The organism is Exiguobacterium sp. UBA1053 (assembly GCF_002316465.1).
In the GTDB taxonomy this organism is placed as follows: domain Bacteria; phylum Bacillota; class Bacilli; order Exiguobacteriales; family Exiguobacteriaceae; genus Exiguobacterium_A; species Exiguobacterium_A abrahamii.
Genome location: NZ_DCDO01000006.1, coordinates 146,451 through 161,749, shown reverse-complemented (window position 1 = coordinate 161,749; position 15,299 = coordinate 146,451). Strand labels below are relative to the sequence as shown.

Annotated in this window: 16 protein-coding genes; 10 read left to right on the top strand and 6 right to left on the bottom strand. The window is 48.4% G+C overall.

Going from position 1 to position 15,299, the window contains the following annotated elements:
• Positions 1–116: 116 nt before the first annotated feature.
• The 3 genes from B3G15_RS06060 (at position 117) to B3G15_RS06050 (ending at position 2,820) form a co-directional block, all read left to right on the top strand.
• Entirely contained in the window at positions 117–698 is a 582-nt protein-coding gene (locus tag B3G15_RS06060) for a DedA family protein (protein ID WP_023466840.1), read from the top strand.
• A 276-nt stretch (positions 699–974) separates the two neighbouring features.
• Positions 975–2,342 carry a PepSY-associated TM helix domain-containing protein gene (locus tag B3G15_RS06055; RefSeq protein WP_290717099.1) on the top strand — a complete coding sequence of 456 codons (1,368 nt, stop codon included), beginning with the start codon at positions 975–977 and terminating at the stop codon, positions 2,340–2,342.
• The gene (locus tag B3G15_RS06050) at positions 2,335–2,820 is read left to right on the top strand and encodes a FixH family protein (RefSeq protein WP_290717096.1); all 486 of its coding nucleotides are present in this window, start codon (positions 2,335–2,337) and stop codon (positions 2,818–2,820) included. The genes B3G15_RS06055 and B3G15_RS06050 overlap by 8 nt, the downstream gene beginning before the upstream one ends.
• A 66-nt stretch (positions 2,821–2,886) precedes the next feature.
• On the opposite strand, the gene B3G15_RS06045 is transcribed toward B3G15_RS06050, so the two are convergent.
• Complete coding sequence (locus B3G15_RS06045; protein WP_290717093.1) at positions 2,887–3,906, bottom strand: hypothetical protein; 1,020 nt, start codon at positions 3,904–3,906, stop codon at positions 2,887–2,889.
• A 245-nt stretch (positions 3,907–4,151) separates the two neighbouring features.
• Between B3G15_RS06045 and B3G15_RS06040 the strand changes: the two genes are divergently transcribed.
• The 3 genes from B3G15_RS06040 to B3G15_RS06030 all read left to right on the top strand — a co-directional run bounded on the left by B3G15_RS06040 (position 4,152) and on the right by B3G15_RS06030 (position 7,096).
• Positions 4,152–5,519, top strand: coding sequence for a hypothetical protein (locus tag B3G15_RS06040; protein ID WP_058704647.1), 1,368 nt, complete (start codon positions 4,152–4,154; stop codon positions 5,517–5,519).
• A gap of 63 nt (positions 5,520–5,582) precedes the next feature.
• The gene (locus B3G15_RS06035) at positions 5,583–6,110 is read left to right on the top strand and encodes a copper resistance CopC family protein (protein ID WP_290717088.1); all 528 of its coding nucleotides are present in this window, start codon (positions 5,583–5,585) and stop codon (positions 6,108–6,110) included.
• On the top strand, positions 6,107–7,096 hold the full coding sequence (locus tag B3G15_RS06030; protein ID WP_290717084.1) for a copper resistance D family protein: 990 nt from the start codon (positions 6,107–6,109) through the stop codon (positions 7,094–7,096). The genes B3G15_RS06035 and B3G15_RS06030 overlap by 4 nt, the downstream gene beginning before the upstream one ends.
• Positions 7,097–7,146: 50 nt before the next feature.
• Here B3G15_RS06030 and B3G15_RS06025 read toward each other — a convergent pair whose 3' ends face one another.
• On the bottom strand, positions 7,147–8,940 hold the full coding sequence (locus B3G15_RS06025; RefSeq protein WP_290717081.1) for an acyltransferase family protein: 1,794 nt from the start codon (positions 8,938–8,940) through the stop codon (positions 7,147–7,149).
• A 135-nt stretch (positions 8,941–9,075) separates the two neighbouring features.
• Positions 9,076–9,237 (bottom strand): ATP-binding protein, encoded by a 162-nt coding sequence (locus tag B3G15_RS15985; RefSeq protein ID WP_414651115.1) that lies wholly within the window; start codon positions 9,235–9,237, stop codon positions 9,076–9,078.
• Between the two features lie 301 nt (positions 9,238–9,538).
• Here B3G15_RS15985 and B3G15_RS06020 point away from each other — a divergent pair, with 301 nt between their 5' ends.
• The 3 genes from B3G15_RS06020 to B3G15_RS06010 are packed head-to-tail and all read left to right on the top strand — an operon-like array spanning position 9,539 to position 11,967.
• Positions 9,539–10,582 carry a bifunctional transcriptional activator/DNA repair enzyme AdaA gene (locus B3G15_RS06020; protein WP_290717078.1) on the top strand — a complete coding sequence of 348 codons (1,044 nt, stop codon included), beginning with the start codon at positions 9,539–9,541 and terminating at the stop codon, positions 10,580–10,582.
• Positions 10,579–11,625, top strand: a complete 1,047-nt coding sequence (locus tag B3G15_RS06015; protein WP_290717075.1) for a DNA alkylation repair protein — start codon at positions 10,579–10,581, stop codon at positions 11,623–11,625. Before B3G15_RS06020 ends, B3G15_RS06015 begins: the two co-directional genes overlap by 4 nt.
• On the top strand, positions 11,626–11,967 hold the full coding sequence (locus tag B3G15_RS06010) for a GNAT family N-acetyltransferase (protein ID WP_290717072.1): 342 nt from the start codon (positions 11,626–11,628) through the stop codon (positions 11,965–11,967). It begins immediately after the preceding gene.
• Between the two features lie 38 nt (positions 11,968–12,005).
• Here the strand turns inward: B3G15_RS06010 and B3G15_RS06005 are convergent, their stop codons facing one another.
• Positions 12,006–12,584, bottom strand: coding sequence for an AAA family ATPase (locus tag B3G15_RS06005; RefSeq protein WP_290717069.1), 579 nt, complete (start codon positions 12,582–12,584; stop codon positions 12,006–12,008).
• A 132-nt stretch (positions 12,585–12,716) separates the two neighbouring features.
• Between B3G15_RS06005 and B3G15_RS06000 the strand changes: the two genes are divergently transcribed.
• On the top strand, positions 12,717–13,244 hold the full coding sequence (locus B3G15_RS06000; protein WP_290717066.1) for an NUMOD4 domain-containing protein: 528 nt from the start codon (positions 12,717–12,719) through the stop codon (positions 13,242–13,244).
• 48 nt (positions 13,245–13,292) lie between these two features.
• On the opposite strand, the gene B3G15_RS05995 is transcribed toward B3G15_RS06000, so the two are convergent.
• The gene (locus B3G15_RS05995; protein ID WP_290717063.1) at positions 13,293–14,942 is read right to left on the bottom strand and encodes a methyl-accepting chemotaxis protein; all 1,650 of its coding nucleotides are present in this window, start codon (positions 14,940–14,942) and stop codon (positions 13,293–13,295) included.
• A 90-nt stretch (positions 14,943–15,032) separates the two neighbouring features.
• Complete coding sequence (locus B3G15_RS05990; protein ID WP_023466867.1) at positions 15,033–15,209, bottom strand: hypothetical protein; 177 nt, start codon at positions 15,207–15,209, stop codon at positions 15,033–15,035.
• Positions 15,210–15,299: the final 90 nt, after the last annotated feature.

Below are 15,299 nucleotides of genomic sequence, written 5' to 3'. Positions count from 1 at the left end.
GATCTCTTTTGATCGGAAAAGTATAACTAAAGAAGAACTTAAGAAATGGATAGGGCTCAACTTCAGAAAAATCGGGGATACTGAAAATAGAGAGAAACAGAAAGAAGGGATACGTGATGGATATCATGGCACTCGTCCGCCTGGCTGGCGGAATCATGTTCACCCCATTGTCGGACGATGTCTTGATGATGAGTTTTGCAGCACTTCGATTACGAGAGGGGATGTACCCGGTCGTCATCTGGTTGACCGCATGGCCGGTCTTCTTCATCGCCTTTACATGGTTTTATCTACTTGCTCGGTTCTTCCGTGAGATTCCGCTCGTCAAACGGTGGATGAAGTCACGTTTCTTAGAACGAGCAGAAACGATCATCGAACGGCGCGGGTTATGGGCGATCGGACTATCGTTCTTCTTACCCGGCGTCAGACATCCGATTCATTATGTCGCTGGACTCCTCGGTTATCCGTTACCGCGTTATTTAGTGATGACATTCTTAGCAGCAGGCGTTTATACAGGACTCTGGACTTTTTTGATCGTTCGGATCGGAGAAGCTGTGACGTGGTCAGAGCTGTGGAACTGGCTTCAGGTGAATCCCGGAATCATCAGTGCGATCGTAGTCATCTTAATCGGTCTAGTAATAACAGGTATCGTATATCATCGGCGTCAAAAGGAATCAGTCGAGGAAAGTTCTTCAATATAAAAACATCACACGAGCAAGCGAATCCAGATCAGGATTCGCTTTTTTAGATGAAGTTTGGTTTTATGAATAAGGATAGTTTTTTGAAATAAGAAGTAATCTACAAGAAAAGTGAAATCATTGTCAAAAAAAGACGTTTTTCACTTCTTAAAAGCTACGTGATTTACACACCGTATTGGCAATTTATCGTCACAAGCAAGTGGCTGAAATTGGATTGTAAACGCTTATACTAGGAGGTGTTCACAGAGTGGACATATTTATTGCCAGAGGAGGATACATATGAATCTCATGCAGACGGAAGAGACGGTCAAAAAAGCACCGACTTCTTCTGCTTACCGGACGATTTGGCGGTGGCACTTTTATGCTGGTATCATTTTTGCACCGTTCCTAGTCATGCTTGCTGTGACAGGATCCATTTATCTTTTTAAGCCACAAATCGAAAACGTCCTGTATCAATCGTATTATGAAGTTACACCACAAGCAGATCGCATCACTGCGACGGAACAGATTGATCGCGTCAAAGCGAAGTATCCCGATGCACTTGTCACGTCGTACCGACCGGGTGAATCCGACGATCGATCCAGTGAAGTGAAGGTTTCGTCACCAGATATGTCGGCGACAGTCTTCGTCAATCCGTATTCTGGTAAGATCATCGGAACATTATCTGACAATGACCGGATCATGAATAAAATCGAAGAGATCCACGGGGAACTGATGGCGGGAACGACTGGCGACCGAATCGTTGAACTCGTCGCCTGTTGGGCAATCGTCTTGATCGTGACGGGACTGTTCCTATGGTTCCCGCGTAAGCAAAAGGGACTGTCAGGTGTCTTGTTCCCGCGCCTTCGTCAAGGAAAGAAGTTATTCCGTCGTGATCTCCACGCTGTTCCAGCATTCTGGATCACAGCAGGGATGCTGTTCCTGATCTTGACTGGCTTACCGTGGTCCGGTTTCTGGGGAACGAACTTCCAGTCCCTTGTCACGAACCAAGGGCTTGGTTATCCACCGTCCATCTGGGGTGGGGAGGCACCGACGTCAACACTTCAAACGAAGGATATCGCGGAAGTCCCGTGGGCTGCCGAAACACTTGATGTCCCGCAATCGAAAGTCGAAGGTGCTGTTCCGGCTTCGATCGATGACATCGTTGCAATCGGCAAACAACAAGGGATGGATCCAAGCTTTAAGATCAGTATTCCAAGTGACCCGAGCGGTGTCTATACGCTGTCTGCGTATCCAGCGAAAGCACAGAATGAAGCGACGATCCATCTCGATCAATATTCCGGTGCCGTGCTCGCCGACTATCGTTATGACAACTATGGTATCGTCGGAAAGATCGTCGCGACCGGGATCACACTCCATAAGGGAACGGAATTCGGCTTGTTCAATCAGTTAATTAGTCTGTTGATTTGTCTCGGAATCATTCTCGTGGCAGTCAGTGGTTTCTATCTCTGGCTGAAGCGAAAACCAAGTAAAGGGATGGGGGCGCCAAAAGGTCCGAAAGCATTCATGTTGAAAGGATTCCTCGCTGTGCTTGTCGTGCTGGGAATCGTCTTCCCGCTCGTCGGTCTATCGTTGCTCGTCGTCTGGCTGGTCGATTTCCTCGTCATCCGTCGTATTCCGAGTGTAAGGAGGTTCTTCAATGCGTAAATCGATACAAACACTCATGCTCGGCGGACTGCTCGTCACGACGACGAGTCTTGCTGGCTGTGCGGTCGATTCCGATGCAGCAGAACAGTATGCCGTAGCTAAGCCGTTATCGATCAAAATGAATATCCCAAAGGACTTACAACCGGATGCGAAGAAAAAGCAGACGTTTGAAGCAACAGTCTGGCGTGAAGCCAAACCGGTTCAAAAAGTCGATTATGTACATTTCGAAATTTGGAAAGCAGATGGAACAGTACGCTATAGTATGGAACCGGCAGAGGAGACAAAGCCGGGTGTCTATACGATTGCGAAGGCACTACCAAAATCCGGCTTGTATTATGTCAAAACGCATGCAAGCAGTGAAGGTACGATGATCATGCCAACACGGCAGTTCATCGTCGGTGAGTTATCGAAAGAAGATTTAAAAATCTTACAAGGCGGAGCAAAACCAGCTGGCGGAAGTAGCGGTCACCATCATTGAAGAATAAGGAAATAAAAAATGAGAGGGTGGAATACTATTCCGCCCTCTCATTTTTCGTATAGACGATTAATCGTCATCACCATGATCTCCGTGATCATCCCCGTCATCGTCTCCATGATCGTCTGAATCATCATCTTGATCATCATCTTCTGAATCATCCGAAGAATCATCGTCATCTGAGTGCTCATCTTCTGATTCGAGTTCCTGTCCATTATAGAACTTGATCTGGACGTGTAACGTTTTGATGTTTGGTAATTGAAGTGCCTGTGCGACTAACGTTAATACTTCTTCTTCCGTCATCGATGGCGTGACGAGAAGACGATCTTTTAACGTCGCAACGTCAGTAATACCGATCTCGTCTTTAAAGCGCAGTTCTTTCCGTTGATGTTCATTACTGTAGCGCCACTCGAATTTTTTCTTATTCGTATCCGTCACTTTGATCATGATCCGTTTGAGTTCTTGGTCATTCTGAACTCCGTCTTGATCCGTATCTTCCTGATCGTCTCGAGTCCCATCCTGATCGCTGTCTGCTTTGGTTGGATCAGAACCAAGTTCGAACTCGTCTTCATTCAGAAGCGTATCTTGATCGCGGTCCTCTTCGTTATCTTTGATGCCGTCACGATCTGAATCATTTTTCAGTGGCTGCGTACCCACGATGAATTCTTCTCGTGTCGTCAATCGATCTTTGTCTTGATCTTCTTTATCATCAGAAATACCATCTTGATCGGAATCCTTCTTCAATGGATTTAGATGCGCTGTGTATTCTTGTTGATTCGTAAGGGAATCGCGGTCCGAATCTTCTTTCCCATCCTTGATTCCGTCGCGGTCCGAATCCGATTTAGTGGGGTTGAGACGAAGTTGATACTCTTGTACATTCATCAAACCGTCGCGATCGTGATCTTTTGTTGCGACTTGTTTTCCATATCCCAAATGATATTGTTTTTGCCAAGCATCTGGAATCCCGTTTTTGTCTCGATCGACTTGCATGACAGGTTTCTTCTTCGATTTACTTTTTGCTTCGACAGGTCCAACTGCTTGCGAGACGACGAGCGAAGCAAGTACTGCGCTAATGACAATCCGTTTCATGAGTCCACTCCTGTTCTGTAAAAGATAAAAGATGAGGTTATAAGAAGATTTTAATGAAATGATTAGAAAATAAGTCGGCTGTTTCGCGAAATGAGTAAATAAAAACTAAAAAATAATGAAAGTACTACATAAGTTTATTTCTTAATAAAAAATATTTTAAATAAAAAATGTGAAAAGATAAAACTATTCGTGAACTCCTTACGTTATCTATGTGAAGTCCAAAAAATCAAAGGGGTGTTCATAAGATGAAGATGAAAAAGTCGTATCTCGCTGTTCCGCTTAGTGCCGCATTGTTGATTCCAGCAGCAGGTGTTAGTGCACATGGTCATGAGGACCATAGTAAGATGTCTCACAGTTCAGGAAAAGTCTCCCTCGATGTCTCATCTCCAGCATCGGATTTACGAGCGACACTCGATCAAATTCTATCTGAACACGCGTATCTCGCAGTCGTTGCGATGCAAAAAGGAATTGATGGTAAAGAAGATTTTGAGCAGGCAGCCGGTGCTTTGAATCAAAACACGGATGATTTAGCGGCAGCTGTCGGATCAGTCTACGGGGAAGAAGCAGGCGCTGCCTTCAAAGAAATCTGGGCGAGCCATATCGGTTACTTCGTCGATTACGTCAAAGCAACTGGTGCCAAGGACGAAGACGCGAAACAAAAAGCATTGAAAGAGCTTGATGAGTATCGTGTCGAACAGGCTGCGTTCCTCGATAAAGCAACGGAAGGACGTCTGAAGGCAGCGGATCTCGAAGCAGGACTAAAAGTCCATATCACGCAACTGTTAACATCGTTCGATAGCTACGTTGCTGGTGATTATGATGCTGCCTACAGTAATCTACGTAAAGCAATCGAGCATATGTATATGGTCGGAGAAGGGTTATCTGGTGCGATTGTTGATCAGTACCCGGATAAATTCAAAAATACGAAAGTTGATACACCAGCAGCTGATCTTCGTGCCGGACTGAACCGAAACTTCTCTGAACACGCGGCGCTTGCAGTGCTCGCGATGCAAAAAGGGATTGACGGAGCAAAAGACTTTGATGCTGCGGCCGGTGCCTTGAATCAAAATACGGATGACCTGACAGCTTCGATTGGCTCTGTTTATGGTAGTGAAGCAGCGCAACAATTCAAGAAGATTTGGTCGAGCCACATCGGCTACTTTGTTGACTATGTCAAAGCAACAGGTGCGAAAGATGATCAAGCACGCGACATGGCTGTGAAGGAACTCGATGAGTACCGTGTCGAACAGGCAGCATTCCTCGATGCAGCAACAGAAGGACGCTTGAAAGCGAAAGATTTGGAAGAAGGGTTGAAGGTTCACATTGACCAACTCTTGCTTGCCTTCAATAGCTACAATGAAAAAGATTACGACAAAGCGTACCCAGCGATTCGCGAAGCGTACGCGCATATGTACGGCGTAGGGGAAGGGACTGCGACAGCAATCGTCGATCAGTTCCCAGATAAATTCAAAGGCGCGCCTGGAATGCCGAACACTGGTCTCGGTGGTATGCAAGAAAAAGCATCGACGACAGGTATCGTCTGGTCACTGCTTGGTATCGCAGCAGCATCGATCCTTGGATTCTTCGCACTCCGTCGTCGCCCGCAACAATAAAGGACGACCCGCTGGTGACAGCGGGTTTTCTTTTACACATCAAGCAGAAAGGAGGTAAACGACATGCGCATTATCCGATTTGTACTCCTATTCCTCGTTTGTCTGTTGCCTATATCGGTCGAAGCACACACGAGTTTAAAAAGCTCGAATCCGGCAGAGGGTTCGGCATTATCGGAACCTGTCGATCGGATCCGCTTGACGTTCAGTGAGGCTGTTGAAAAAACGAGTACTTTACGTGTAGTAGACGCGAATGGAGTTGAACAAGCCCTTGCGAAACCACTTATCATCGGAAATGAACTGAGTGCTGTCGTCTCAGAGCCTTTAACGGAAGGAAAATACACGATCAAGTGGGCGTCGATTTCAGATGATGGTCATCCCGTGAAAGGAACGATTCGTTTTACGGTACTGGGTGCGGCAAAAGCTGAAACAAGCACTGTAGAAAAGGCTGAGCCGATGGAAACAAAAGCAGCAGTCGTTCCTGAAGCGGAGCCTGTTTCAAAAGGACTCGTTCCGACACTGCTCCCATGGATCGTCGGGGGACTGTTAATCAGTATCGTCATCCTTCTCGTGTTACGTCGTCGCACGACATGAGTGCGTTTCTAGGAGAACTACTCGTCTATATGGGTGGAGCGCTTTGGATGGGCTATTTGGTATTATGCTTCATCCCAAGGAAACGGAAACCGCCATTAATGGACGGTACGTCGTGGGCGGTAGCGGGACTCGGGATGCTCGTTCTTGGAACGAGCATCCCGGTCTTTGGTGCCGTTCGTTTTCTACTTTCGACGCAAACGATGACAGAAGCTCTACGAACGGGGTTACTGGAGTTGCATATCGGTCGGATGTTTCTTGTCGTTTACTTCTCTGCTTTACTCCTGTTGATCGTATTCGCATGGCAAAAGCGACGGTCCATCCTGCTCGCACTCTTGACGATCCCGTTATGGATTGGTATCGCAGGAACAAGTCATGCGGCAGCCAAATACGGTGCGCTCGGGTGGACGCTTCAATTTAGTCACTTTTTATGTGTGACAGCTTGGATCGGTGTCGTGTTTTGGATAGCCATCGGTGCCCGCTCGACCGCTCATTGGTCTGCCTTTTTAAGTTGGTTCAGTCCGTTTGCCCGGATCGCCTTTACGGGTGTCAGCCTGTCGGGTCTGTTACTGATGCAACTGGCGATTCCACTTGAACGCTATACGAATCTCTGGGGTGTACCATACGGTCAAGCGTTGTTGCTGAAGCACCTCTTGCTGCTACCACTTTTATTCTACGCCTTCTGTAATGGAACGCTCGTCCGGCGGCGGTTGCGTTTTGACTCAACGTACGATCCACGTCCGTTACTCCGGATGGAAAGTATCATTTTAGTATTGCTGTTCATAGCGAGTGCATCACTCAGTCGTCTCGAACAACCGACGCTAGGACAACTACCGACCAGTGGTCCAGCTGGGGACGGATGGGTCTTGATGATCGGCATTGCGAGCTTACCACTGCTCTTACTCGGATATCGTCGTCATGCAGTTGGTGTCTTGCTGAGTTTATTCAGCGTCAGTTTGATTTATCTTGGGTTGCTAGCGACAGGATGAGTATAAAAAACAAGGTAGCGGATCGTTCCGCTACCTTGTTTGACGTGGTCTTATTTCGTTGAAACAGCGCAATTCGTTGCTTTCGCAAGAATCTTCGAATAGGCACGTGCGCCCTTGATATTTAAATGGACACCATCTGCTTCGAAGTAAGATGGATGTTTGACGGCAACAGCATGCCAGTCGATCAGTTCGACTCTCTTCCGTTTCGATGCCTCGCGTAACATCTGATTGACCTCTGCTTCCCACGGGCGCGGGACGCGTGCAGTGACCAGATAGACGTGATCGGCATTTGCGAATTGATCGAGCAAACTGTTCAACTGATCCTTTCGGAAGCTACCGTTCGTTCCGAGGTGGAGAATGACTTGGCGTCCATGTCGATTGTACGCGGAATACTGCTCACTCAGCGGAATCGCTTCTCGCAGCTGACGACCGAGTTTCGCATCAATCGTCAATTGCTTGAGCGTACTGCCGAGATAATCTTCGACACCGAGTAAGACCGAGTCCCCGATCGCAAGCGTCGGTCGACAGATTTTTCGCTGATCGGGCTTTGCTTTTGGTGTCGTCGGTTTCAGGATCGGCTTCGGTTTTTCTTTTGGTGCCGCTACCTTATGAAAGGCAGGTTCTGGCTTTGGCGTATCGGAGACAGCAAGAATCGATAAGTTACCGATGAAGCTGACGATGAGAATCGTCAACACGGCAACACTCGTCCACTGCAACGTCGAAAACTGATGTAACTGCCGCGGATGTAACGACAGACGTTCTAAATAACCGGATAGTCCGTGCTGACGAATCGGACGTTCGATAAAGCGATACGATGCTTCGGTTAATGCAATCAGCACAACGACGATCAATACGGTCCGAAGTAATGAGAACGTGCCGATTTGCTCGACTGGCGTCATCAGTGCGATGACGGGAAAATGCCACAGATATAGACCGTACGATCGTTTACCGATCGCAACAAGTGCTGGATGCGCAAACCATTGACTCCAAATCGACGCCGGATGAGCAATTGTAGCAATCAATAGTGCAGCAAGGACGGCGACAAGGAAAAAGCCACCCCGGTATAAGAAGCTTCCGAACTCACTTGTGACAATCATCAATATAAGCAAGAGTGGCAAAGTAACGGCACCTATTTGATTCAGTAACCGGACACCACGTTTTGGGATATCGAGCTTAAAGCGGGTTGGTTGCCACGCGAAAGCGAGTAGACTCCCAATCAATAGGGCGAATAACCGAGTATCCGTGCCATAGTAGACACGACTTGGATCTTCACCAGGTGTGAACTGAATCGCCATCGCAAGCACGGATGCACCGATCGCAACGCCCATCAATTGCAGGAACAAGCGACGATTTTTCATTCCGAACCAAAGTAAGATCGGGAATAGCAGATAGAACTGCTCCTCGATTGCGAGCGACCAAAGGTTTTGAATCGGTGATGGCTTACCGAACGACTCGAAATAGGAGACGTCATGGAAGATATACCACCAGTTCGTCCCGTAAATGAGCGAAAAGGCACTATCTTGGCGAACCGTATGCAACAGTTCGCGTTCAAAGATGGTTACGTACCCGAGAACGAGTAATAGCATGACGAATAGGGCCGGGAACAGGCGACGGAAGCGATGAATCCAAAATCGTTTCAAATCGAGGCGTCCGGTCGTCTGCCACTCGCGTAACAAGAGACCGGTAATCAGATAACCGGATAGGACGAAAAAGAGATCAACACCGAGGAAACCACCGGAGAAGAATGAAACCGACAGATGGTAGATAATGACAGATAGAACAGCGAAGGCACGTAAGCCATCAAGCCCTGGCATATATGTAATCGAACGAGACGAGGATTTCATAAGACACGAACAACTCCTTTAAAACGACAACTAATTTCTAACAGTCTTTAGTGTATCGAATTCCAATTTCAAAGAAGTGTCTAAGAAGTAACAACCTGACCACAAAAGCACCCGATGCGCACATCGGATGCAGGCTTATGAAATATGTGGAAAACGACAGGTCACATTGAAGCGTTTGTCTTGTGAAGTCAACGCGACGTTCCCCGCATGACGCGCCATGATTTGCTGAACAATCGACAGACCGATGCCGGAACCGCCGGAAGAACGCGATGCATCAGACGTTCCGAACGGCGTCAGTCACGCGTTTAGTTCCTCTAGCGTATAGATCGTTTCAATCGCATTCGAGCAAATCAGTTGGATGCCTTGTGCTCCTTCTTTGATTGAAATCCGAAGATCACCGATTCCGTGAAGTGTTTCTTTTAAAGAAATCTAACATGAAAACCCTACTTTCCGTTGAGTATAGCATGTAGTATGCACGTCGTCCCTTTCGAAAACAGGAGGAGAATTCTTAAGTGAATCTTAAACAGATCAATGCCTGATTTTCGGCGACATCGTAACCGGACAAGCCGTTATACTAAAGGCAAAGGAGGAGAAAGCGATGGAACATCACACGTATTATGAAGCACTCGTTCGACGAGACGCGACGTACGAAGGAACGTTTTTTGTCGGGGTCAAGACGACCGGTATTTTTTGCCGTCCGACGTGTCCAGCACGAAAACCGAAGGCGGAGAACTGTGAGTTTTTCGAGACGGCGCAAGAGGCATTGCTCGCTTCCTATCGACCGTGTCGGCGGTGTCATCCGCTCGCTTATCCAGGCGATCACGGTACGGTTCAACGTTTGATAGAAGCAGTCGAGGCAGAACCAGATAAACGGTTCAAAGAAGCTGATTTCCGAGCACTTGGTTTGGACGAATCAACAGCACGGCGCCAGTTCAAGAAACGCTTCGGAATGACGTTCGTTGCCTATGCTCGGGCACGGCGGATGGGGTTAGCGATGAAAGAGATTCGGACTGGGAAGCCGGTCATCGAAGGGCAGTTAGCAGGAGGCTATGAATCAAGCAGTGGTTTTCGTGAAGCGTCAGCACGGATGCTCGGGGAAGCACCGTCACGTTTTGACGGACAGGTCTTGCGCGCGAAATGGCTCGATACACCACTCGGTTCGATGCTTGCGATTGCGGACGAACAACACTTACATCTTCTTGAATTCGTCGATCGACGGGGACTTGAACGAGAAATCGAACAATTGCGTCGAAAAGCGCATGCTGTCATCGTTCCCGGTGAGTCACCCATCTTTGGACAGATTGAAGCCGAGTTGCGTCGTTACTTCAAAGGAGAATCGATCTTGTTTCAGACGCCACTGATGCGATACGGAACGCCCTTTCAACGCCGCGTCTGGGAAGAACTTGAACGAATTCCGAGTGGCAAGACGATCTCGTATCAAGAACTGGCCATCCGAATTGGTCAACCAACCGCCGTCCGCGCTGTCGCACGGGCAAACGGAGCAAATCAACTAGCAATCATCATTCCATGTCATCGGGTCATTCGAACGAATGGAGATTTAGGTGGATACGCCGGGGGACTTGCACGCAAGGAAACATTGCTCAAACTGGAGCGTACACAGAGGGGACTGGATGAAGGATGAGTTTGATTAAAGATGTATTTTCACCGAGTTGGCTCGACCGCTTAGGAGCAGCGATCGACGTACCGGATTTTCGAAGACGAGTCGAACAGAGGGACTGGAAAGAACTCGCGTTTAAGCAACGTGTCCGTCGTGTGGCGGAGACGCTAGAGACGATCTTGCCGCCGTTTCCGGACGCAGCGGGAGAACTAGAGCGGCTCGCACCGCAGTTTACCGGGCTACCGGGGATCGTTTTTCCGGAGTACGTGGAACGAACGGCAGACCTTGCTGATTGGACGCTTGCGATAGAGACACTTGCCAAGTTGACGCCGCATTCGACGTCGGAGTTCGCCGTTCGTCGCTTTTTACTTGCTGATCAGGAACGTTTCCTCAAGCAGGCCCTCCAATGGACAAAATCAGACGATGAACACGTCCGTCGTTTAGCGTCCGAAGGGACACGACCGAGTTTACCATGGGGACAAGCGATCCCGCGTCTGATTGCTGATCCGCGTCCAGCATTACCGATTCTTGACGCCTTACTACAGGATCCGTCACTCTACGTCCGAAAAAGTGTCGCCAATCACTTGAATGATATTTCAAAGACACATCCGGAATATCTGATTGAACGAATTGAACGTCACTTAGGAACAGATCCGAACACGGACTGGATTTTACGTCACGCTTCCCGGACGTTATTGAAGCGTGGGAACCCAGAAGTCTTACAGTTATTCGGGCACGTCACGCAAGGTGAAGTGGCAGTCACCAACTTAGTCGTTTCTCCAGTGACAATCGGTGGAGAACTCGACTTCTCGTTCACGGTGACGAGTTCCGTTCCACAACGTTTACGCTTAGAGTACGCAATCGATTACGTCAAACAACGCGGGACAAGTTGGAAGGTGTTTCAACTGCGGGAGCGAGAAGTCAAAGATGTCTTACACGTCGAACGACGCCAATCGTTTCGGAACATGACAACGCGTGTCCATTACCCCGGGACACATACATTGACAATTTTGATTAACGGAGAGGCTTACGCGACAGCAACGTTTGAGGTCGAGGAGGAGAGCTGAATGCAAGGACGACATCCGGATTTTACGACGTCACGACTGTTTGTTGAAGCAACGGATGAAGAATCGGGTTGCAAGTGGACGCTGCATGCGTTGCGTGAGAAAACGATCGTCGGAACGATTACCTTCACATGGAATGGATCGACCGGAAACTTACGTTGTACAACGACGGATGAGGATGATCAGCACGGCTATATCACGGAAGCGTTGACGTCGATTTTATCGTATCTCGCGCGGACGTTATTACTGACGCATGTCTACGGCGAAGCAGGCAGTAATACGGTCTGGCGCCGGAACGGCTTTCAGTGGCAGGCTGATCGATATGAACGCGAACTCCATCACTAAAGCCCCGCCTGCTTGAGCAGGACGGGGCTTATTTGGGATTAGACCGTTGTTTTGGACCAGTTGAAATGGTCGCAAATCGCTTCGGCGCTTTCACGTGCGCTTAATTGTTCCGTATCGAGGAAGAGATAGTTGACGTCCGGTAGTTCGCCTGGCAGCGAACGTGTCCGGTATCCGTCCGCCGTCTCGCGTAAGTTCTGTTCAGAAGCAGCGAGATCGCGCTTCGTTACTTTGTGCGTCAATCGGTTTTCGGTTGTGTTCCGGTGCAGACGAGTTGCTACCGGCGCATCCAGTTCAACGATATAGACGTCAGCACCCGCTTGTTCGAATAATTCGACTGTCTCTTCGATGAACTCAAGACCACCGCCTTCGACACCGAATAGACAGAGAAATGTAAACAGGACACCTTCGAGTGAACTGTTCGCCATTTCCTTGAACATCTCGCGCCGGATCGTATCCTTTAAGCGGTGATGTGCAGGTTCAGAGAAATCAAAATAAGGTAATAATAGGTCGATTGTCTGATGGTTATGGAAGACTTTCATCTCCGTCAACCGTTCGATTTCCTGACCGATCGTCATCTTTCCGACCGCTTGGGGACCAAGTAACAAGACAAATTTCATGGACGAACCTCATTTCCTTTTTCTGCTAATAATAGCATATTCCGATGAATGACATCACTAGAACGTTTGTTCGTAATTTGATATAATTCAGGTATGAAGTCCCGTCGTGTCCTTGTCTGAAGGAGGACAATCATGCAAGAACAATGGAAAGCCGTCATCGGCTATGTAGGTATATATGAAGTCTCGTCGCTTGGTCGCGTAAGGTCGCTCGACCGGACGATCGTGACGTGTCGCGGCGTCCGACAACGCCGAAAAGGTGTCTTGCTCCGACCACGACTCAATCGGGAAGGATACCGCAAAGTCACGCTCTATCAAAGTGGTCGAGGAGAGCGGATGCAAGTCGGATTGCTTGTCGCAAAAGCCTTTCTGACGACAGACGTCACAGAAGCACGACTCGTCCGGCGCAACGGTAAACGTGCTGACGATCAGTTGTCGAATTTAGACGTTCTGCCTTCGATTGATCAGCAGTATACTGAACTGCTTGGTGAGTTCGACTTCTTATTAGGTCAACATGTGACGCTGTCACCGTTTCAGATTCGAACGATTCGCGCGCTGTACGAAAAAGGGAAAACGATTCGTCAATTGGCAGAGCAGTATCAGGTGACGGAGAACCGGATTCGCAACATCATTGATAAGAAGGAAGCACGTTATATCGGCTGAGAACAGAGGAAAGGAGCGTTTACCAGAGATGGTAGGCGCTCTTTTGATTTAAGACGATTGTTCGCCGGCACGAACGGTCTGTTGCAACGAACTGATCCGCGACTCGAGTACCGCACTATGTGTCTTCAGTTCCGTTTGCTGGGTGACGTGGTGTTGCATCTGTTCCCCGAGCACCTGGCTGTAGGACGAAAGCTCCGACATCAACTGTTGAACCGACTGTAGATGTTCCTGCATGTTCGACTGAACATCTGCGACGATTTGGCGCTGCTGTTCAACGGTACCCAGTGTCGTCTCGATCGTTGTCGCTTCGGTTAGCATTTGTTGCAAGTGATCCGTTGCCGTCTCAAGCTGTTGCGACGTCGAAAGAAACCGTTCCGTCATCTGCGAGAGCGCTTGTTCGACTTGATCGAGTCCCGTCGTCCACGTCTGATTGACCTGCCGAATATGATCCGTACTCGTTCGGATATCGATCGCTAGTTTTTCGACCTCCTTAGCGACGACGGTGAAGCCACGACCGGCTTCTCCGGCACGCGTTGCCTCGATCAGCGCGTTCAGCGACAAGCGGCGTGTCTCTTCAGCAACGCGCTGGATGTGCGAAATCGAGGTTTCCATTTGCTGCTGTAGGTGTGAGGTCTGTTGCAAAATCTGCTCTGTCGTCGCGGATTGTTCCTTCAGTAACTGGCTTTCCTCTTGTAAGGTCTCAAGTGTCGTGTGATTCGTCTGAACAGTCTGTTGAAAACGGGTTACGGCATGTTGACTGTTCAGAAGTGTCGTTTGCATCTCGCTTAACGCATCGTGTCCTTGGGCAGTCAAACGTGTCGAGGCGACGATCGTCTGATCCATCTGTGTCGATTGCGCAAGTAAAGAACCGGCGACTTCATCGACGGCTTGGACCGATTGATCCATTGCGGATAAGCGCGAAGAGAAGTGGGGCTGGACGGATTCAAGTTCCTGACTGGCTTGTTGCATCTCCGTCGTTAAGTCATTAATTTGTTGCATCAACTGATTGTATTGAAACGTCAGCTGTTGTAACTCAAAGGTCGTCGTCTTGAGCGTTAATGGACGATATGATCGCTTCGCATGCGCTTCTTCAATCTGTAAGGCGAGTTTCGATAACGGTGCCAGTTGGCGTTGAATTCGCCAGCGGATCAAGAGGCTGATGCTGACAAGTGTGATCACACTGACCCAGACGAGTGTCCAAGCTAAATCTCGAGCAGGGGCGATTAATTTATCACGGTCGGTCGTCAGTAAGATGACGTCATCGAGTTCTGGAATCGTCATCGCGACAAGAAATTGGTCTTGATACGAAAATGCATATGTACGTGCATTCTTTAAGTGCTGTAGTAGTTGTTTTCGTTTTGCCGGTTCGAGTGTCAACGGTCGGAACGCCTCACTCGTGTTCAGGCTTTGAAAGCGAACCGTGTAGTCGTCACGTGATAAGTCGGTTCGCTGTTGCTGTTGCAATCGTTTGATGGCACGCGAGCGGTCAGTTGCGTCCTCCGGATACGCGAGAAACGTTGCCCGGACGTTCGCGTCGAACATCGTTAACTCACGCATCAGCCGTTCCTCAGTTGCTGTGACGGATTGTTGATACGATGCGTAAACGCTTAGACCACTGATCATGATCAATCCGATAGCGACGATCGGAATCAACCATCCATTTAGTTGCTGTGCTAATAATCGTTTTTTCGTAAGCATAAAAAAACATCTCCTCCCGTGTACCTATCGGAAGGAGAAGAAACAACATGTATGAAGGTGTTGTACGGCTTGTGTAAAGGTCTTGTGAATCTAATTCACGTAAATCGGAAGGACAGTTGCAAGATGGGTCATAAGTGCTTGTGTCTCTTCTTTTGGTTCAGATGTGACGTAAATGATCAACGCAGCAGCAACGATGACGAAGATAGCGATGACAAGAATGATGAAGAACGGCATCTTACTTTTTCGTTTTTCGGCTTGACGGTCCATGAAAGATTCCCCCTTAATGATGTAGACGATAGACATATTTGTTTGATTCCCTCTCCTCTTGTTTGAAAACCTTGGAAAAAGAGGGGAATG